Annotated in this window: 17 protein-coding genes; 5 read left to right on the top strand and 12 right to left on the bottom strand. The window is 59.4% G+C overall.

What is annotated here, in order from left to right:
• Positions 1–10 precede the first annotated feature (10 nt).
• The 8 genes from hslV to ACOYQJ_RS07860 form a co-directional block, all read right to left on the bottom strand.
• Positions 11–568, bottom strand: a complete 558-nt coding sequence (hslV, locus tag ACOYQJ_RS07895; protein WP_422905474.1) for an ATP-dependent protease subunit HslV — start codon at positions 566–568, stop codon at positions 11–13.
• 117 nt (positions 569–685) lie between these two features.
• Positions 686–1006, bottom strand: coding sequence for a thioredoxin (trxA, locus tag ACOYQJ_RS07890; protein WP_422905473.1), 321 nt, complete (start codon positions 1004–1006; stop codon positions 686–688).
• 70 nt (positions 1007–1076) lie between these two features.
• Positions 1077–4463, bottom strand: coding sequence for a double-strand break repair helicase AddA (gene addA / locus ACOYQJ_RS07885; RefSeq protein ID WP_422905472.1), 3387 nt, complete (start codon positions 4461–4463; stop codon positions 1077–1079).
• Positions 4460–7378 carry a double-strand break repair protein AddB gene (gene addB / locus ACOYQJ_RS07880; protein ID WP_422905471.1) on the bottom strand — a complete coding sequence of 973 codons (2919 nt, stop codon included), beginning with the start codon at positions 7376–7378 and terminating at the stop codon, positions 4460–4462. Before addB ends, addA begins: the two co-directional genes overlap by 4 nt.
• Positions 7371–8042 carry a nucleotidyltransferase family protein gene (locus ACOYQJ_RS07875; protein ID WP_422905470.1) on the bottom strand — a complete coding sequence of 224 codons (672 nt, stop codon included), beginning with the start codon at positions 8040–8042 and terminating at the stop codon, positions 7371–7373. Before ACOYQJ_RS07875 ends, addB begins: the two co-directional genes overlap by 8 nt.
• Entirely contained in the window at positions 8027–8989 is a 963-nt protein-coding gene (locus tag ACOYQJ_RS07870; RefSeq protein WP_422905469.1) for an aminoglycoside phosphotransferase family protein, read from the bottom strand. Before ACOYQJ_RS07870 ends, ACOYQJ_RS07875 begins: the two co-directional genes overlap by 16 nt.
• Entirely contained in the window at positions 8986–9459 is a 474-nt protein-coding gene (gene tsaE / locus ACOYQJ_RS07865; RefSeq protein ID WP_422905468.1) for a tRNA (adenosine(37)-N6)-threonylcarbamoyltransferase complex ATPase subunit type 1 TsaE, read from the bottom strand. Before tsaE ends, ACOYQJ_RS07870 begins: the two co-directional genes overlap by 4 nt.
• A 40-nt stretch (positions 9460–9499) precedes the next feature.
• Positions 9500–10528, bottom strand: a complete 1029-nt coding sequence (locus ACOYQJ_RS07860; protein ID WP_422905467.1) for a PAS-domain containing protein — start codon at positions 10526–10528, stop codon at positions 9500–9502.
• A gap of 90 nt (positions 10529–10618) precedes the next feature.
• Between ACOYQJ_RS07860 and ACOYQJ_RS07855 the strand changes: the two genes are divergently transcribed.
• Positions 10619–11077: a hypothetical protein gene (locus ACOYQJ_RS07855; protein WP_422905466.1), complete on the top strand. Its 459-nt coding sequence runs from the start codon at positions 10619–10621 to the stop codon at positions 11075–11077.
• Between the two features lie 50 nt (positions 11078–11127).
• Here ACOYQJ_RS07855 and regB read toward each other — a convergent pair whose 3' ends face one another.
• On the bottom strand, positions 11128–12525 hold the full coding sequence (gene regB / locus ACOYQJ_RS07850) for a sensor histidine kinase RegB (RefSeq protein ID WP_422905465.1): 1398 nt from the start codon (positions 12523–12525) through the stop codon (positions 11128–11130).
• Positions 12526–12602: 77 nt separating this feature from the next.
• On the opposite strand from regB, the gene ACOYQJ_RS07845 reads away from it, so the two are divergent.
• Positions 12603–13223, top strand: a complete 621-nt coding sequence (locus ACOYQJ_RS07845; protein WP_422905464.1) for an SCO family protein — start codon at positions 12603–12605, stop codon at positions 13221–13223.
• A gap of 106 nt (positions 13224–13329) precedes the next feature.
• A complete protein-coding gene (locus ACOYQJ_RS07840) occupies positions 13330–13884 on the top strand; it encodes an ActR/PrrA/RegA family redox response regulator transcription factor (protein ID WP_422905463.1) in 555 nt (184 codons plus the stop codon).
• Positions 13885–13900: 16 nt separating this feature from the next.
• Here ACOYQJ_RS07840 and ACOYQJ_RS07835 read toward each other — a convergent pair whose 3' ends face one another.
• From ACOYQJ_RS07835 to ACOYQJ_RS07825, 3 genes are all read right to left on the bottom strand, one after another.
• On the bottom strand, positions 13901–14554 hold the full coding sequence (locus ACOYQJ_RS07835; RefSeq protein WP_422905462.1) for a hypothetical protein: 654 nt from the start codon (positions 14552–14554) through the stop codon (positions 13901–13903).
• Positions 14555–14709: 155 nt separating this feature from the next.
• The gene (locus ACOYQJ_RS07830) at positions 14710–15303 is read right to left on the bottom strand and encodes an HD domain-containing protein (protein WP_422905461.1); all 594 of its coding nucleotides are present in this window, start codon (positions 15301–15303) and stop codon (positions 14710–14712) included.
• A 24-nt stretch (positions 15304–15327) separates the two neighbouring features.
• Positions 15328–16026 carry an FkbM family methyltransferase gene (locus ACOYQJ_RS07825; protein ID WP_422905460.1) on the bottom strand — a complete coding sequence of 233 codons (699 nt, stop codon included), beginning with the start codon at positions 16024–16026 and terminating at the stop codon, positions 15328–15330.
• Between the two features lie 119 nt (positions 16027–16145).
• On the opposite strand from ACOYQJ_RS07825, the gene ahcY reads away from it, so the two are divergent.
• Complete coding sequence (gene ahcY / locus ACOYQJ_RS07820) at positions 16146–17534, top strand: adenosylhomocysteinase (protein ID WP_422905459.1); 1389 nt, start codon at positions 16146–16148, stop codon at positions 17532–17534.
• Positions 17535–17766: 232 nt separating this feature from the next.
• On the top strand, positions 17767–18108 hold the full coding sequence (locus ACOYQJ_RS07815) for a DUF2853 family protein (RefSeq protein WP_422905458.1): 342 nt from the start codon (positions 17767–17769) through the stop codon (positions 18106–18108).
• Positions 18109–18226: the final 118 nt, after the last annotated feature.

Below are 18226 nucleotides of genomic sequence, written 5' to 3'. Positions count from 1 at the left end.
TCGGGCCGTTTCAGGCCGAAATAGTCTCTACAGTCAGGTTGCCATTGGTGTAGACGCAAATGTCGGCCGCGATTGCCATCGCAGCCCGTGCAATGGCTTCGGCGTCCTTGTCCGTGTCCATCATGGCGCGCGCGGCGGCCAGCGCATAGTTGCCACCCGAGCCGATGGCGGTGACGTCATGTTCCGGCTCAAGCACGTCGCCCGCGCCGGTGATGACCAGCAGATCGCTGCCATCGGTAACGATCAGCATCGCCTCAAGCTTTTGCAGGTATTTGTCGGTGCGCCAGTCCTTGGCCAATTCGACCGAGGCGCGCTGAAGCTGTCCGGGGGTGGCTTCAAGCTTGGCCTCAAGCCGTTCAAGCAAGGTAAAGGCATCCGCCGTCGATCCGGCAAATCCACAGACCACGTCATAGCCACCCGGCGACAGTCGCCGCACCTTGCGCGCGGTGCCCTTGATCACGGTTTGGCCAAGGCTGACCTGTCCGTCACCGGCAATCACCACCTTGCCGCCCTTGCGAACGCCGATGATGGTTGTGCCGTGCCAGCCGGGGAAGTCCGTATCACTCATTTGTCTCTCCTGCGTTCCTGCCCATATGGGGGATGGGGGCGTTTTTGCCAAGTCGAAGCCGGAAAAGCAAAAGGCCCCACCTGAGGGTGAGGCCTTTGGAAATCTGGCGGGAAAGGCTTAGATCGAGTCTTCAATCCAGCTTTGCAGGGCGGCCTTGGGTGCCGCGCCGGCACGGTTGGAAATCACCTGACCGTCCTTGAAGATGAACAGCGCCGGGATACCGCGCACGCCCATTGCGGCAGCAGCATTCGGGTTCTGGTCAACATCGACCTTGGCAATCTTGATCTTGCCGTCCATCTCGACCGAAAGCTCTTCCAGAGCTGGGCCGATCTGTTTGCAGGGTCCGCACCATTCGGCCCAAAAGTCCACGACAACGGGCACATCGGAATTTTTGACTTCTGCGTCAAAGGTGGCGTCTGTTACGGCGACAGTGGCCATGGGTATTCTCCTATCGGGAAAAAGGGGCAGCGTCTTTGAACGCGGAAAGTATGTAGCCTGCACCCATCCGTCAAGATGCAGCTGCCCGTTCGAGCGCTTGTGTCACAACATCGTGGGGCAGCGGCATATAGTGTGGCCCTGCCGTCCAGATCAGGCCAGTTTCGATCGCGCGATCAGGATAAATCTGAGAAAGGGCATTGGCATAGGCGCCCATCTGCCGTTTGAGACCTTCAGGTACGGCCCCAGGGCTGTCAGGTATAATCCGGTTCGATTTGTAGTCCACGACCGTTACTTTTGCCGGAGTCACAATCAGCCGGTCGATCACGCCATGGATCCGTCCGACGCCGGGGATTTCAGCGGTCACCGGAACTTCGGCCAGCGTGCCGGGGGCGAAAAAACTTGCCATGTCTGGGGCGGAAAGAACAGATAGCGCTTCGGCCAAAAGCGGCTCTGTTTCAGCCCAAACACCGTTGGCACGCAGCAGGCTTTCGCCAGCGATCCGCCGATCAGGTTCGTGCAATGGTGCAAGAAGTTCGAGCAATTCGTGGATCAAGGTGCCGCGCGCTTTGGCGGTGTCTTCATCATCACCTTCGTCTCCGGGCAGCGCTTTGGCACCGCCAAGATCCGAAGGTTTCCGGGTTTCCGGGGCAGGGGCAACGGCGGGCGCGGGCTGGGTCAGGTGGGCAGGCAAGTCCGGGTTGATAACCTGCTTATCCTCGGGGCGTGTCATTTCCAGCGCTGACCAGTCGCCGTGGGTCACCGACAGCCCCTCGCCACTGCTCAGATCACCGAAATCAAAGGTTACGGTATCGGCACCGACCCCCTCCATTCCGCGCGCCACTTTATCGTACCATGCGTCGCCATTTTTGCCGGTCTCGCCAGAAGCGCCGACGATCAGCCATTTTTCAGCCCTTGTCAGACCGACGTACAGCAGCCGGTCGCGTTCTCGGGCTTCCGCGTCTTTTGCGGCCTGGATCGCAGCGCTGTGCCGTTCGGGAAGATTTGCGCCGGTTTCTTTCCAGACCAATCCCGCCTCGTCTCGCAGAAGGGTTGCGCGCAGCTTGCCGTCAGGTTTGGCGCAATCGGGCATGATGACAATCGGCGCTTCAAGACCCTTGGCGCCATGCACCGTCATGACGCGCAACGTCTGACCGGCACTTTCGGCCGCGCGCTTGATCTCAAGATTATCCGCCTCGGCCCACTGCAAGAACCCGGTGAGCGACGGGATCGCGGTGCGTTCATACGACAGCGCCTGCGCCAAAAGCGCGTTGATCCCATCCTCGGCCTCAGCCCCCAAACGCCCGATCAGCCTTCGGCGACCGTTGTGGCGTGTCAGAATGCGTTCGATCAGATCATAAGGGCGCAGGAAGTCCGTTTGATCGCGCAAGTCGTCGATCACCTGCATTTCTTGCGGGAATTTATCCCGGTTGTTGCGCAATGCTTCCCACAGGTAGGTTTCCTTGCGCCTGTGGGCGAGGTCGAACAACGCCTGCTCTGTGATCCCGAACAGCGGCGAGCGGAGCGCCGTGGCAAGCGATAAGCTGTCCTCGGGTGTCGAGAGAAAGCTGAGCAGCGCCATGATATCCCGCACCGCCAGTTCCGCCATGACCTTGAGCCTGTCCGCCCCGGCGATAGGCAGCTTTTCCTGTTTGCAGGCGCGGATGATTTCGTTGAACAGACGCGAGCGAGAGCGGACAAGGATCAGGAAATCGCCAGCGTGGATGGGTCGGGCTTCGTAGTCGCCACTATGGCCCTTCTCGATCGGAAGAGGAGTCTCTGCCTCGATGGTCTTGCGAATGAAACGCGCGATGCGTTGAGCCAAAACAACCGTATGATGTTGCACCCCGACGCGGTCCACCGGATCGAACCATTCGCCATCCCGTTCCTCTTTCACGGTTTCGACCACCGGCCAAAGATCAACGCGCCCCGGCATCCGATCCTTGAAGGCGCGGTGCTTTTGATCGGGCGTAAAGCCCGAGGGCACGGCATTGTCAAAGGTGCAGTCAACCAGTCGCAGGATCGGATCGGCCGAGCGGAAGGAATGCTCCAGCTCCATCGTGGACAACGGCGCATCTGTCCTTTGCAGCCTGTCGCGGAATTCTTCGCGCATGCGGTCAAATTCGGCCGGATCGGCGCCCTGAAACGAATAGATCGACTGCTTTTTGTCACCGACGACAAAGATCGTCCGGCGAACATCGGCCCGCGCGCCCATGCCAGAGGTGAACTCCTGCGCAAGACGTTCGATCACCTGCCATTGCACTGGCGATGTGTCCTGTGCCTCGTCCACCAGAATGTGGTCAATGCCGCCGTCAAGCTTGAACAGAACCCAGGCGGCGACCTTGGGATCATTTAGAAGATCGCGCGCACGCGTGATGAGATCGTCGAAATCCAGCCAGCCGCGGCGCTCTTTTTCGCGTTCATAGGCGGGCAGGAAATGCTCGGCGAAACGGTGCAAAGCGATGTCGCGCTGGGCGGCAGACAGTGACAGCCGCGTCTGGCGCGCGGCTTCGACCCGCAGCATGAGGGCGTCCAGCTTCGGAATGATGTGGTCGACGTCGTGCTTTCCGACAAAGCCCTTGGTTGGCACCGCGCCGATTTTTGCCGCAAAGGGGTCTTTGGCCGCTGCGCCAGTCAGAAACACTTTTTCAAGCGCGATCAGGCTTTCCAGCGTCGGACCATTCAGGCCTTTGATGCAATCGGCGAGCTTTTGGTCGTTGACCCCGCTGGTGCGCAAAAGCGGCTCTAACTCAGCCAAAAATTCCATTTCGCCGCCAAGAAAAACCTGGTCCGGAAGGCCGCTCAGGGTCTGCCCATCGGCCAGACCATAGGCAGCTTTGATATCGGCTTCCGAGTGTCCGGCGGCAAAAGCGTCGCGGTGGCGCGTGATCTCGGCCATCAGGCTTTCGGTGTCATTCCCCGAAACATAGGGCGCAATGTCCTGGACAAGATAGGCCAGCGGGCCGTCGGCGATCTGATCAAGGATTTCCGCGCGCAGCAGCTCGGAGGAACGGTCCTCCATCTCTTGGAACTGCGGGCTGACACCGGCCTCCAGCGGAAAGCGTCGCAACAGCGAGGAACAGAACGAGTGGATTGTCTGAATCCGCAATCCGCCGGGCGTTTCGATGGCGCGGGCGAACAGTGTCCGTGCATCGCGTAGAAAATCATCTGACAGGGCACTTTCCACGCCCAAGCTGCGCAGCTCGTCCCTGAGTTTGTCGCTGTCCAACATGGCCCATTCGCCCAGCCGCCGGAAAAGACGGTTCTGCATCTCCGAGGCAGCGGCCTTGGTGTAAGTCAGGCACAGGATATGTTCGGGCAGCACGCCTTCCAGCAGCAGCCGTGCCACGCGGTCGGTCAGCACACGAGTCTTGCCAGACCCGGCGTTGGCCGCAAGCCATGTGGAATTGCCCGGTGCGGCAGCATCGACCTGCCGCTGAGTGGCCAGATCGCGGATCATTCCAACACCTCTTTTCCGGGCAAATCGGTCACATCCCATTCGCCCATCCGCGAAAGGTGATCGTATTCGGCAAAATCATTGTCTGACATCAGCGCGCGGCGGGCTGAATACCCCTTGTCCGGGTCCAGATAGGCAGTGATCAACACGGCAAGCTCCTCCCAAACCTTGTCGGGGGGCGAGTCCTCCAGCGGGGCCAAAACCTCTTTGGCGTCGCCGGGTTTGAGCGAGATAAACAGCGCGCGTTCCACATGCCGGGGATCGAGACCCTCGAATGCGCCCTTGGTGACCATCGCCGCCTCAAGCAGCAATTGTTTGTCAAAATGCGCCTGTTCCGGCCCGGTGGGGGCCTTGCCGGTTTTGTAATCGTAGATATGCGCGCCACCGCGGTCGTCGATGTCGATCCGGTCAGCCTGTCCGGTCAGGGTAAAGCCAATCTCGGGCATCTGCGCCTTTCCCGTCACCTCAAAGCGGGCAGGGCGCGCAACAGCCTGCCTTTCCGCCTCGCTGGTAACAAACCAATCGGACACGGCGCGCATCCGTTCGGTCCAAAGCGCGCGGATCGTGGGGAAGGGGACCTGCTGGGGATCACCGATGACATCTGCGGCCATCTCGATCAGTTTTGCCTTGGTCAGGTTGTCCGGATCTTCCTGCGTGGCTTTGACGAACGCCTCAAGAACCGAGTGCACCAGAATGCCGCGCATCAAAGCATCGGGCGCTCGCATCAGAGGATCAAGCGACCGGAGCCGCAGGATCCGCCGGACGTAGATCGCATAGGGATCGCGCACCAGTTTCTTGATATCCGTGACCGGCAATTCCCGGGGCCGCGCGGCAAGCGGTGGCGCGGGCGAGGGTCGTTTGGCCGGGGGCGTCACAATCGGCGCCTCCGAGGCGCGGGCAAGCGCAAGCCAATGTGCTCCCTTTTCTCGCATCTGCTGCAACGCCGTTGGCCCATGTCTGTCGGGCAGGCCGTTCATCAGGTTGACCATGCGGTTCAGCCAGCGCGACGGCACGGTTTCCGCGTCGTCGGATTTCAGCGAACGGGTCAGCCAGACCTTGGGTGCGGCGGCGGCCTGTTGGAAGTCATGCGCCGAAAGGCCAATGCGCCGTTCCGGCAGCAATAGCCCTGCATCGGCCCGCATCTTGCGGTTTAGCCAGGGATCTGCGCCGGGCATTTCGGGCCAGCTGCCTTCGTTCAAACCGGCAAGGATCAGAAGGTCGGCGTCCATCACGCGGGCTTCAAGTGTCCCCCAGATAAGAATGTGCGGATGGCCTTCATCACGATCTCGCACTTCTTCCGCGCTGACGATGGCCCCGAAAAGGTCTGCATAGTCGCGGGCACCAAGGGCGTCGCCATACTCCGCCTCTGCCGCAAGGTCAGAGACGATATCAAGCAGTTTGCGCCCGGCGTTTTCTTCCCAAAGCTTGCCTGATCCTTCAGCTTTGGACCCTGCTGCGATCCGTTCGGCGAGGGTCGTGTGGCGGGTGATCCAATCGGCCAACAGCGGATGGCCGGTTTCGCGCTGGGCGCAGAAAACATCTGCCACCCAATCCGCCCAGTCAGCGCATTTGTGCCCCGCCCCCCAAGCCCGCAAAGCCTCGGCGCTGGGGTAGGGCAAACCTTTTCTACGGATATGAAGTTCAAGTTCTCGCGTGTTGTTCAGATGCGGGCCGCGATCTGCGCCGGAATGTGTCAGCGGATGTTTCAGCAGAGTCAGCAACGCTTCGGCCGAAAGCTCTTCGGTGAACAGCCCGGCCACATGGCGCAAGAAGCGCCCCGGAGGCGTTAGCTGCGCGGGCGTTCCGGCACTGTCGTCCGGCGTGATCCCCCAACGATCAAGGGCCGAGGTCACCTGACGCGTCAGCATCCGGTCAGGGGTGATTAGCGCGGCGCGCGTGCCCGATTCCGCGGCTTCACGCAGGCGCAGGGCAATTGCCATGGCTTCGTCCCGCCCGGTCGGCGCTTCCAGCAGGGCGATATCGGCGCAGGCTTCGCGCAGATCCGGCAATTTCGGGCCTTCGCTCATCCATTGGTGGGTGACCGGGGCGGGGCGCAGTGCCAGCGACAAAAGCCGCCCGCGATCGGGGTTGCGGGGCAGAGTGGCGGTCCACCGCTGGATATCGCCAAAGGTCAGGTCAAGCTCGGACATGAGGCGGGCAAAGCGGAACTGCGGATGATCCTCGCCTTTCATAGGGTCGCCAAGGCGTTCCCAGACAGATTGCGGCATGTCAAAATCAAAGCCCGGTAGGACCACGGCGCCTTTGGGCAGCCGGGCCACGGCGCGCATGAAGGCGGCTGTTGTTCCGCGCGACCCGGTAGATCCGGCGACGACTATCGGATGTTGCGGCGGATCGATTTCCCAGTGTTTCAGTCTCTGTTCCAGCGCAAGACGCGCGTGGGTCTGCTGATCCGGCTCGGCAGATTCTTCAAAGAACGGCTGAACCGCATTGAAAAAGGTCAGCGCGCGCGCCCAATGGCCGGATTGATCCGACACATCCAGTTCGGCAACCGCCTGCGGCGAGACGCCTTCGCTGTGCATTTCTTCCATCAAGCCAACAAGGCTATCGGCCAGATCATACAGCGCCGAGCGCGGAGCAAGATCGGGCTGGGCGTCGATCAACCGCGAAACAAGACCAACCATTTCAAGCCGGCGGCGCAGGGGCGGAATGGGCTGCGGCAGTTGTGCGCGGGCCAGGGGATCAGCCAGATCGGTGACCAATCGGATACGCGGCAGGAACGAGGCAGCGCCTTCGTCGAACAATCCACGCAACCGTCGGGCCATGCGTTCCGTGTTCACGTAAAGCTCGACCTGGGCCATCGCTTCGGGCGGCCCGTCAATGCGGGCGCGCAGACCATTCAGCAGCTCTTTGGCGAAATCGACGCCGGGGGGCAGGGCGAAAAGCTTGGCCTCAGACATTGGCAAGAAGTTCCTCTGCCAAAGTTATGCCTTCCGGATGGCCGACGTCGCACCATTGGCCGGGGTAGGGCAGGCCGTGCAGGCGCCCCGCCTCGGCCATGCGGTTCCACAACAGGTTCAGCGAAAAGGCAGGCTCGGATACATCGTGCAACAGGTCTGTCTTGACGATCTGAGCGCCGGAATAAACGAGTTCACCCTTCCGGCTGAGTTGGCCATCGTCCTGCAAGGAAAAATCGCCCGCCCCAAGACGCCCGATGGCGCGGGCGACCGGAACGCAAAGCAGCAGGGCATCCATCCGGTCGGGGGCCCAGGCCGCGCGCAGCAATTGCAACGGATTTGGACCGCTCCAGACCGCATCGGTGTTGAGCGTGAAAACCGGGCCGGACCCGAGCAGCGGCAAGGCGTGGCGCAACCCGCCGCCTGTATCCAGAATATCCGGAGCCTCGACGCTGACCTCAATGTTTCGGCCAGCAAGATGAGCCCGAATCTGATCGGCATGATAGTGGGCATTGACCACCTTGGCGCCGATGCCAGACGTCAGATCCAGGGCATGGTCCAGCAAGGTGCGTCCGGCAACTTTGATCAGCGGCTTTGGCCGGTCCTTTGTCAGCGCGCCCATGCGCGTGCCAAACCCGGCGGCGAAAAGCATTACGGCGTCGGGCATGGGGTCTTTAACCTCTCAAGGTGGGTGTCGGTCGGTTCGGGCAGGGTGTCGAGGATCAAGTCGCGCACCGGGGCAAGGGCGGGGTGACGCAGATCGGTTTGCAGGTGGTTCCAGACCCTTGGAATCAGGTCAATGTAATGCGGTTTGCCTCGGGTGGCCGCGAGCCGGGCAAATACCCCAAGAATACGCAGGTTGCGCTGGGCGCCAAGAACGGCAAGCGAAGCTCGGAAAGGCTCCTCTGGCTGGCCAGTTGCGCCGAGATAGTGACTGATACAAGCCTTGGAGGTATCGGGCGCAACATCGCGGCGCGCGTCCTCGATGAGCGAGATCAGATCATAGGCGCGGTGCCCTTCAAGGGCGTCCTGAAAGTCCAAAAGCCCGGCCTGCGCCGCGCCAGTGCGGGACGGCAGGTGAAGGATATTTTCGGCATGATAATCGCGCAGAACCATCACATCCGCGGGTAGCGCGTGGGCCTCAAAGATGGGTACGAAGGCAGCTATGACGGCAAGCTTTGCCTTGGGCGCCGATGTATACCAGTCAAACGCGAGGTCGGTCATATTTGCCAGAAAGTCGGGTGTGGCTTTCGGTAAACCGGGGGCCGGCGAGTGCCCGTGCAGCGCGATCAAGGCATCCGTTGCGCAAAGATAGAGCCGCTTTTCGGTCTCACCATCCAGCGCAAGCCGCGCGATCAGGCCATCGCCAAGATCCTCTAGCAAAAGCAATCCACGCGTCGCGTCGTCGGCCAAGATTTTGGGCGCGCTCAGGCCGAGGCGGGTCAGATGTCGCGCCAGACGCGCAAAAAGCGCGACGTCGCCTTCGGGGTCTTCCATTAGGATGGCACTTTCGCCCTTCTGGGTCAGCCGGGTGTAGCGGCGGGCCGAGGCATCGCCAGCCAAAGGCAGCGCCTGCGCTCCAGCCCATCCACAAGAGGCCAGAAATTGCTTCACGCGATCAACCTTTCCAGCATTGCGGTCCAACGGGGATCGCTCCATTGCGCTGTCAATATGCGAACGTCTTCCTGATCGCCGTCAGAAAGGATCAGGTGCAAGGCATTGGCGGGGGTCAGATCTTCAAGCTTGTCGGGCCATTCAACGATGCAGATGGCGGTTTCAAAGGCCTCAGTCAGACCAAGTTCAACGCAATCGTCCGGACCGGACAGTCGATACAGATCGCTGTGCCAAAGCTCACCCGCCCGTGTGTCATATACCTGCACCAAGGTGAATGTTGGCGAAGGGATGTCTTCGGGTTCAAGTAGGACCGACTGGATCAGGCAGCGCGCGAAATGCGTCTTGCCCGCCCCAATCCCCCCAGACAGCAAAATCACGTCGCCGGGGTGCAAAAACGCACCCATCTGCGCGGCCAGCGCGCAGGTTTCATCGGGTGAGGTCAAAGTGGTGCTGATTTGCCGAGCGGTCATGGCCCAAGGATACCTTGGGGTGAGGCGGCTGCAAGCGGGATCAGCCCGCGATGGCAGCGCTTTCTTTCAAAGGCCGCTGTTCGGCCGTTTTGGCGTGAAACGAAAAGCGGACCATTGTGGCCCCGGCGGAAACGGGCTCCACCCAGCAGTGCAGGTTGCGGCCGTCTTCCAGTTGCAGCGGCGCATCCCAAGCTGTCCTGTCCTGCATCGTCAGTACGTAGTCGCGCATCTCGGTCCAGATCGGACTTGGTTCGCAGACCGCTTGCCAGTCGTTGGTGGCGTCAACGATGCTCATCTCGGAAAAGGCGCTGTCAGGATCGCAGTTCCAAAGCTCACGATAGGCGGAATTGCTGAAGGTGAGCACCCCAAGCCGCGAGAACACCGCGACTGCGTCATGAAAGCAGTCGATGACGGATTGAGTCAGTTCCAGTTCAGACCGGAAACGCCGGGTCAGCGAGATTTCGGCGCTGATGTCTTCGAGCAAAAAGGCAACCGCCCCGTCCGGGTGCGGGCGACCGGTGATCTTGTAGGTCAGACCGGAGGCAAGGCTCCATGTCTCGCAATAGCGATCGTCGCGGGCGGCTGTGATCACGTCCGTCAACTGCTCGCGCCAGGTGGCATAGTTCTTGGGCTCAGGCATCATGCGGTTTTCGCGCATGTGGTCGAAGAAGCTGAGCAGGTTGGGCCGGGCCGACAGGAAATCTACAGGCAGGCGTGTCAGATCGACCAGAGCCGGGTTGAATAGAACCAGACGGCGATCACGGTCAAAGACCGCAAGGCCAATGGGCAGATGGGCAAAGGTCTTGGCAAGGGTCTGGACAAAGTTGCGCTGCGCCAGTTCCGCCTCGATCAAGGTATCGATGTCCGTGGCGAAATGCATCCATCCGTCGGTCGTCTTGCGCGAGGTCACTTCGAACCAACGGGTCGTTCCGTCCAGCTTTTCAATCCGGGTTCTCACGCTTTTGACCGACAAGTCTTCCGGCACGCCCAAGTCGGTCAAGGCGGTCTCTGAAACCGAGTCTCTGGCCATGTCTTTCAGCAGGTCAAAAGCGCTGTTGTTCCAGGTCACAGCATCGTTTTCATCGGTTGCCCAAATGGGATTGGGCGCCACGTTAAACGCTGCCGACAGGCGATCCAGCTCGCAGCATTGGACAATATATTGATGCTGCTCGGCGGGGCCCATCGGGGGCGCTTTGAGAATCGCCCGGATTTGGCCATTGGTCGGGGTAATGCTGAGCTCGGTCTCGGCTATGTCATCCGAAGAAAAAGACAGGGGTTTGTTTGGCAGGTTTTGCGGAAGGCTTGGGAACCTTTTGACAAGGGCAGAGTGCAAGTCTTCCCAAGTGCCGTCATCGCCAAACGTACTGCCAAGCAGATCGCGCGCATCCGGCGTGGAATCCAACAGTTTGCCGTCGTCCCCAAACAAAAAGATGGTTTCCTTGGATCCCCTATCGACAATAGGTTCAAGTTTGGCGGGCCGTGCGCTGCGCAGGATCAACCATCCAGCCAAAATCATCGAGATTCCGATAAAGATTCCAACGCCTATGGCAATGAAGTCCTGCACTTAAAATTTCCCGTCTTGGTTGCTACGGCGAATATCCACCTATCCAAAAAGTAGTTTACGAATTGTTAAGTTTCATCGCAATTGCGCAGGAGTATACATTAATATCACATATCGAATGGCTGGTTCTCCCCCAAGGCGGTACCCGGATTTGCCGCCTCGGCGACGATTTTGCTGCGCGGCCAGACGACCTCGACGACCGCGCCGCGCCGTTCGCCTTGCAGCGACGGCGAGGTAAATGGGTCCGAGGCATTGGCAAAGCTCAGTTCGGCGCCGCTACGTTCCAGCAAGGTCTTGGCGATGAATAGACCCAGACCCATGCCTTCGTACTCGGGGCGGGCTTTGCGCTCGGCCTCGCTGCGCCTTCTGCGCACAAAGGGATCGCCGATGCGTCCGATCAGGTGCAGAGGAAAGCCGCCCCCGTCGTCAATGATCCGGATCGAGATCACCTCATCGGTCCAGATCGCCTCGACCCAAACGGTGCTTTTGGCAAAGTCGACAGCATTCTGCACCAAGTTGCGCAGCCCGTGGATCACCTCGGGGCGGCGCAGGATTTGTGGTTGGTTGTATTCCCCGCCGGGGCCAGGACCATCCTCGATCACGATCTCTTTGCCGCGATCCTGATGCGGCTCTGCTGCCTCGCGGATCACTTCGATCAGGGGAGCGTGCCGCATGTGCAGATCGTCTTTGCCCGCGCGCCCCATCGAGCGCAGGATATCGCGGCAACGGTCTGCCTGTTCGCGGATCAGCAGCGCATCTTCCTGAAGCTCGGGCCGGTCCTCCAGATCGTCAGCCAGTTCGGTTGACGCCAGCTTGATCGTGGCCAGCGGCGTGCCCAATTCATGCGCGGCCGCGGCGACCACGCCGCCCAGATCGTTCAGCTTTTGTGCGCGGGCAAGCGCCATCTGAGTGGCGGCCAGCGCGTCGGACATGGAATTCATCTCGCGCGTGATCCGGCGCGAATAAACGGAAATGAAAACAAGCGCGATGTTGATTGCGGTCCATTGGCCAAAGACAAAAACGTCTGGGATTCGCAGGATAAACCCCTGTTCGGTTCGCAGGGGCAGGTGGAAGAACACCATCCCCGACACCAGAATACTGGCCGTTACCCCAAGGATCACTGTCGATCTCAGTGTCAGAACCGAAGCAGAGACCGTCACCGGACCCAGCACCAAAAGGGAAAACGGATTGTGCAGCCCCCCGGTCAGATAAAGCAGGAAGCACAACTGCAGCAGGTCGAACATGACCATCAAAAAGTTCTCGGTCTCGGACAGCCGTTTGCTTTCCGGAAAGACGAAAATCGCGACGAGATTACCAACGACCGAAACACCTACGGCCAGATAACAAAGACCCAGTTCCAGCTGAAGGTTGTACATGCGCTGGGCGACAGTGATGGCGATCAGCTGGCCGATGATGGCAAACCAACGCAAAAGGATCATCGTCCTAAGGCGAATCCAGTTACTGCGTTGGTATTCGCCCAAAAGGTCGATTTCACTATTCGCCATCTGCGCCCATTCGTCACTTGCGGGGATTGTCTGGATTGTTACCTGTCAGGCAAGTGTTCGCAATGGGAGAGCTGAAAATGCCCCGTATCGCCGTCCTGTCCGCCAGTGTTGCCATCGCCGCGTTGCTTGGGGGCATCTGGTATGTAACCTCGGGTCCAAATAGTGCCGATCGCTTCGCGCAGTGCCGCAGTGCCGCCATTGCGGGCGGAACCGAGCAGATTGGCGGCCCCTTCACTCTGGTGAACAAGGACGGTGAAACCGTTACAGACAAGGACGTAATCACCGGTCCATCGCTTCTGTACTTCGGTTACACCTTCTGCCCGGACGTCTGTCCGCTTGATACGGTGCGCAATGCCGACGCTGTCGACGTGCTGGATGCCAAAGGCTATTCGGTCACGCCGGTCTTTATTTCGATCGACCCGAACCGCGACACCCCCGAGGCTGTCGGCGACTTTGCCGCCAATGTACATGACCGCATGATTGGCCTGACGGGCAGCGAAGAACAGGTCAAAGCCGCCAGCAAGGCCTATCGAACCTATTACAAACGGCAGCCGGGCGAGGATGATTATTACCTCGTCGACCACTCGACCTTTACCTATCTGGTTCTTCCCGAACATGGCTTTGTCGAGTATTTCCGTCGCGATATGCCGCCCGAGGAGATGGCTGAAAAAGTCGCCTGCTTCATCGATGCGACATAGCATTCGCAGACCCGTTCAGAAATGATATCTCTCAATGGTTTGACCGCCGCCCATCGCGGGGCTAATACTCCTTTAATTGGGCGCGAACGGGCCGGGAGGATGGGCTTTGGCAGAACGCAACATCGAGGAACTCGGTGACGACAGAACTTTGCTTCTTGTCGATGATGATGAGCCTTTCCTGAGGCGCTTGGCCAAGGCCATGGAGAAACGGGGTTTCGAAGTGGAAACCGCTGGATCGGTAGCGGCTGGCTGGGCTGTGGCCACGGCAAGGCCGCCAGCCTACGCAGTAGTCGATCTCCGGCTCGAGGACGGCAACGGGTTGGACGTGGTCGAAGTGCTGCGCGAAAAACGTCCCGACAGCCGGGTTGTGGTTTTGACGGGCTATGGCGCGATTGCCACCGCCGTTGCTGCGGTCAAGATCGGGGCAACGGACTACTTGTCCAAACCCGCCGATGCGACGGATATCACCAATGCCTTGCTGGCGAAGGGCGATGACCTGCCGCCGCCACCGGAGAACCCGATGAGCGCGGACCGCGTCCGCTGGGAGCATATCCAGCGTGTGTACGAATTGTGCGACCGCAATGTTTCGGAAACGGCGCGCCGTCTGAACATGCATCGGCGCACCTTGCAGCGCATTCTGGCCAAGCGCAGCCCGCGCTAAGCCAGTCGCACAATGCCTATCCCGCCGCCGCAAGGCGGGCTTTGGCTGCCTTGGTCACCTCTTCCACATGGCCCAGTGAAAGCACATACCACGACAGACCGTCCTGGCCTTTTGCCTGCGCTTTCTTGAACAGTTTTTGCGCCGTTGCGGCCTGATTGGCGCTCAGCTTCAGCGCTTCACCCACAGCTTCGCGGCTTTGCTTCATTGCCGTAACCCGCACAGAATAGTCGTGATCCGACAGTTCTCCCGCGGCGCGCTGTTGCTTGAGCAGAGCCAGTTCGGCGCTCTGCTGTTCGAGCATCGCGGTCACGCCCGTGTCGACGCTTTCGAGGTGTTCATAACTTTCGGCCAGCGCGGGGATAAAGCTGTTTACATCCACTCGGTTTGCCGCCGGACCAGTGCCGCGAAGGGTGCCGATGTATCGGCCAAGCAGTTGTTTTTCCGAACATTCGGCCATGCTGGGGTCAGACAAGGCCGTGCCGCAGTCCGCCTGAGAGCTGCCGGCCTCGGCGCTGCGCACCAGCGCGCGTTCACTTTCCGAGGTCTGGGCGACAGGCTCGATCAGAAAGGCCGTGTTGTTCCGCGAGGTGGCCATGATACGTTGCGTTTGGGCGCAACCAGACACGGTGATTGCGAGAACTGCGACCAAAACGGCTTTGCTGCCAGACATCGTTAAACCTCCATAACGAAACGCTTTTCGATTTCGCTAGAGGTCGATTGCGGCAAGAATTGGGCAGATTGTTTCCAAAATGGCGGATAATTTGAAGGCGCAAAACCTGTTGCCCTTTCTCCACGGTCGCGCTCGGCAAGCGGACCAAGAGCCGATCAATGCGCTTTCATCAAGGCGGCATGACGTGCGGTGAAATCCAGTCGCACCTGCAACGGTGGGCGCAGAAGAATGTCCAGATCGGCAATCAGGTCCAGATCCGGAGCGCCAAAGAACTTGTCCGCCTCACTGCGGGAAAATCCGGCGATCTGCACGGCCTCCATCCAGGCACTGATGCGATCAGCCTTTTTGATCTGTCTTTTGAGCTTGACCGGAGTGACTGCGGGCAAGCCAAAACGGATGTGAATGGCCGAGGTCAGCCGTTTGTCCAGTTCTTCATAATCCGGTCCGACGGCGGCTTTGACCGGCGAGATCATGTCGCCGATCACGTATTCCGGCGCATCATGCAGCAAGGCGGTCAAGCGTTCGGCCACCGTTGCATTGGGGCACAGACGGCCGAAAATCTCTTCGACCAACAAGGAGTGTTCGGCCACCGAATAGGCATAATCGCCGCGTGTCTGGCCGTTCCAGCGCGCCACGAACGCAAGACCATGCGCGATGTCTTCGATTTCGATGTCCACCGGCGTCGGGTCCAGCAGATCCAGCCTGCGACCGGACAGCATCCGTTGCCAAGCGCGTGGTTGTTTCGCCATTTCGGCCCCCTTGATCTGAGTGCATCAGCCATCCGCCAGATAAAAGGCGTTCCGCTCCATTCCGCCGCAAAAGCGGTATCCTTGGTCGCCAAAATTGTCGCCCAGAAATTCGAGGTACATGTTGCGCTGCCAGGGCCGCTCCGCTTCGAGCACGATCATCGGGCGATTTTCCTCGATCACCCGGCGCGCGCCCAACAGTGCCTCTTTTTCGTGCCCTTCCACGTCGAGATGCAGGATCGAGACCTTGCGACCTTTGGCCACCAGCGTGTCCAACGGCACAACATCGACTTCGATCGTCTCGCCATCGTCTGCGGTTTCGACAATCTTGGCGCGGGCGGCGGTTGCGCTGCCACCGACGCGGGACAATTGCAAATGCAGCTTGGCCGCTTCTGCGCCCACGGCGACAGGGGAAAGTTCGATATTTGTCAGTTTGTTCAGGGCGATGGTGCGTTGGGCTGCGGCAAAGCTCAGCGGGTTCGGCTCAAAACTGATCAGGCGGGCTTCGGGTGCCAGTGCCGCGCTGAGCGCCGGAAAGAAATCACCGATAAAGGCCCCACCGGTCACGATATCGCCGCTGCCAACCCGGCGGCGCATCAGGCGCAGGGTACCAGGTTCATAAACTTCGCCGCGCGTTAAAATTTGCGGGATTTCGCGTTTGCTGTATTCGTTTGGCACGCAGTAAAATCCGTACTCATTGACGCAAATGCGATGTTCGAAGTCCATTCTAGCGCTTTCATGATGCCTCTTGGTCATGCATATGGTATCCCGGCTTGTTGTCAATTAAACCAAACCTTATTAACGGCTCACGCCTTGCACGTGTGACACCAGGAGCAGATCGCATCATGAATAAAGATTACATCGTAAAAGACATTTCTCTGGCCGAGTATGGCCGCAAGGAACTGAATATCGCTGAAACCGAAATGCCGGGCCTGATGGCCCTTCGCGAGGAATACGGCACGGACAAGCCGCTGAAGGGCGCGCGCATCGTCGGCTCTTTGCACATGACGATCCAGACCGCAGTTCTGATCGAAACACTTGTCGAACTTGGCGCTGATGTCCGTTGGGCGTCGTGCAACATCTTCTCAACCCAGGATCACGCTGCCGCAGCCGTTGCGGCGGCAGGCGTTCCGGTCTTTGCGATCAAAGGCCAGACCCTGGCTGAGCATTGGGATTATCTCGACAAATCGTTCATGTTCCCCGATGGCGCGAACATGATCCTCGACGATGGCGGCGACGCCACGCTGTACGTGCTGTTGGGCGCGCGCGCCGAGGCCGGTGAGGATATCATTCCGGTGCCGACATCGGAAGAAGAGGAAGTCATCAAGGCCCAGATCAACAAGCGGATGGCTGAAACGCCGGGTTGGTTCACCAAAACCCGCGATGCGATCAAAGGCGTGTCTGAAGAGACCACCACCGGCGTGCACCGTCTGTATGACCTGCACAAGAAGGGGCAGCTGCCCTTTCCCGCGATCAATGTGAACGATTCCGTCACCAAATCGAAATTCGACAACAAGTATGGCTGTAAGGAATCACTGGTTGACGGCATCCGCCGCGCCACTGACACCATGCTGGCCGGCAAGGTCGCTGTTGTTTGCGGTTACGGCGACGTCGGCAAAGGCTCGGCAGCCTCGCTCAGCGGTGCTGGCGCGCGGGTCAAAGTGACCGAAGCCGATCCGATCTGCGCTCTTCAAGCGGCAATGGATGGCTATGAAGTCGTGCTGCTTGAGGACGTTGTCGCCAGCGCCGATGTCTTTGTCACCACCACCGGCAACAAGGACGTGATCCGCATCGAGCATATTCGCGAGATGAAGGACATGGCGATCGTTGGCAATATCGGTCACTTTGACAATGAAATTCAGGTGGCCGCGCTGAAGAACCACAAATGGACCAATATCAAAGATCAGGTCGACATGATCGAGATGCCCTCGGGCTCGCGTATCATCCTTCTGTCGGAAGGGCGCCTTTTGAACCTTGGCAACGCTACGGGGCATCCGTCCTTTGTTATGTCGGCTTCTTTCACCAACCAGGTGCTGGCACAGATCGAACTGTGGAAGAACGGCGAAAACTACGAAAACGGCGTCTACATCCTGCCCAAGCATCTGGATGAAAAGGTCGCGCGTCTGCATCTGGGCCGCATCGGTGTCAAACTGACCCAGCTGACCCCCGAGCAGGCCGCCTATATCGGTGTGACTCCGGAAGGCCCCTACAAGCCGGAACACTACCGCTACTGATCGGCACCACCCAAGCATACAAAGCCCCTTCCGCGATTGACGGAGGGGGCTTTTTTATGCGCCGGTGCTGTTATGCGCGATTATCGCTCGGTATTGGTGAGCGGGCGCGATTAGGCCGTTTCCTGGCATATTGCGATGCAATCTGGCTGTTTTTCCCCTAGATTTGTGCGGTTGCCTTGTCCAAAGTGGCCGTTGATAACTATTTTATCAATATCCCGAGGGAGAGTGGATTATGGGAAAGCGTGACGATCTGATCGCGAAATATGCGGACGACCTGCGCACCAAGTGCGGTATGGATCCTGACATGGATCTTCTGACCAAGGTGACCATCGGTTGCGGCCCCGCCATTTACAACGCAGACGCATCGACTGTGGCCGCCGGTCAGGAGTCCGAGCTTGAAACCGTCAAGGAAAACTTCCTGATGAAAAAGCTGGGCCTCAGCGACGGCCCCGAGCTGATGGACGCGATCAACAGCGTGATCGAAACATATGGCCGCTCCGAGCGCAACAAATACCGCGCCGTGGTCTACTACATGCTGACCAAGCATTTTGGCAAAGAGTCCGTTTACGGGTAAAGCCCTGTTCCAACCAATACATAAAGGCCTCTGCTTTGCGCGGGGGCCTTTTCGTTTTCAATGAAGTTTGAATTGCGAATACTTGAAGATTGCTCGACTGGCTCTTTCCCGGTTAGTG

Source organism: Pacificoceanicola algae, from assembly GCF_049341065.1.
In the GTDB taxonomy this organism is placed as follows: Bacteria; Pseudomonadota; Alphaproteobacteria; order Rhodobacterales; family Rhodobacteraceae; genus Pacificoceanicola.
Note: the sequence above shows the minus strand (reverse complement) of the source record. Positions and strands in the feature narration are given on the sequence as shown.

Excerpts from the sequence above, each read along its gene's own strand:
- ACOYQJ_RS07875 (WP_422905470.1), bottom strand. The coding sequence starts at position 8,042 with ATGCCCGACGCCGTAATGCTTTTCGCCGCCGGGTTTGGCACGCGCATG.
- ACOYQJ_RS07835 (WP_422905462.1), bottom strand. The coding sequence starts at position 14,554 with ATGTCTGGCAGCAAAGCCGTTTTGGTCGCAGTTCTCGCAATCACCGTG.
- tsaE (WP_422905468.1), bottom strand. The coding sequence starts at position 9,459 with ATGACCGCTCGGCAAATCAGCACCACTTTGACCTCACCCGATGAAACC.
- regB (WP_422905465.1), bottom strand. The coding sequence starts at position 12,525 with ATGGCGAATAGTGAAATCGACCTTTTGGGCGAATACCAACGCAGTAAC.
- trxA (WP_422905473.1), bottom strand. The coding sequence starts at position 1,006 with ATGGCCACTGTCGCCGTAACAGACGCCACCTTTGACGCAGAAGTCAAA.
- ACOYQJ_RS07825 (WP_422905460.1), bottom strand. The coding sequence starts at position 16,026 with ATGGACTTCGAACATCGCATTTGCGTCAATGAGTACGGATTTTACTGC.
- hslV (WP_422905474.1), bottom strand. The coding sequence starts at position 568 with ATGAGTGATACGGACTTCCCCGGCTGGCACGGCACAACCATCATCGGC.
- ACOYQJ_RS07845 (WP_422905464.1), top strand. The coding sequence starts at position 12,603 with ATGCCCCGTATCGCCGTCCTGTCCGCCAGTGTTGCCATCGCCGCGTTG.
- ACOYQJ_RS07830 (WP_422905461.1), bottom strand. The coding sequence starts at position 15,303 with ATGGCGAAACAACCACGCGCTTGGCAACGGATGCTGTCCGGTCGCAGG.
- ACOYQJ_RS07815 (WP_422905458.1), top strand. The coding sequence starts at position 17,767 with ATGGGAAAGCGTGACGATCTGATCGCGAAATATGCGGACGACCTGCGC.
- addA (WP_422905472.1), bottom strand. The coding sequence starts at position 4,463 with ATGATCCGCGATCTGGCCACTCAGCGGCAGGTCGATGCTGCCGCACCG.
- ahcY (WP_422905459.1), top strand. The coding sequence starts at position 16,146 with ATGAATAAAGATTACATCGTAAAAGACATTTCTCTGGCCGAGTATGGC.
- addB (WP_422905471.1), bottom strand. The coding sequence starts at position 7,378 with ATGTCTGAGGCCAAGCTTTTCGCCCTGCCCCCCGGCGTCGATTTCGCC.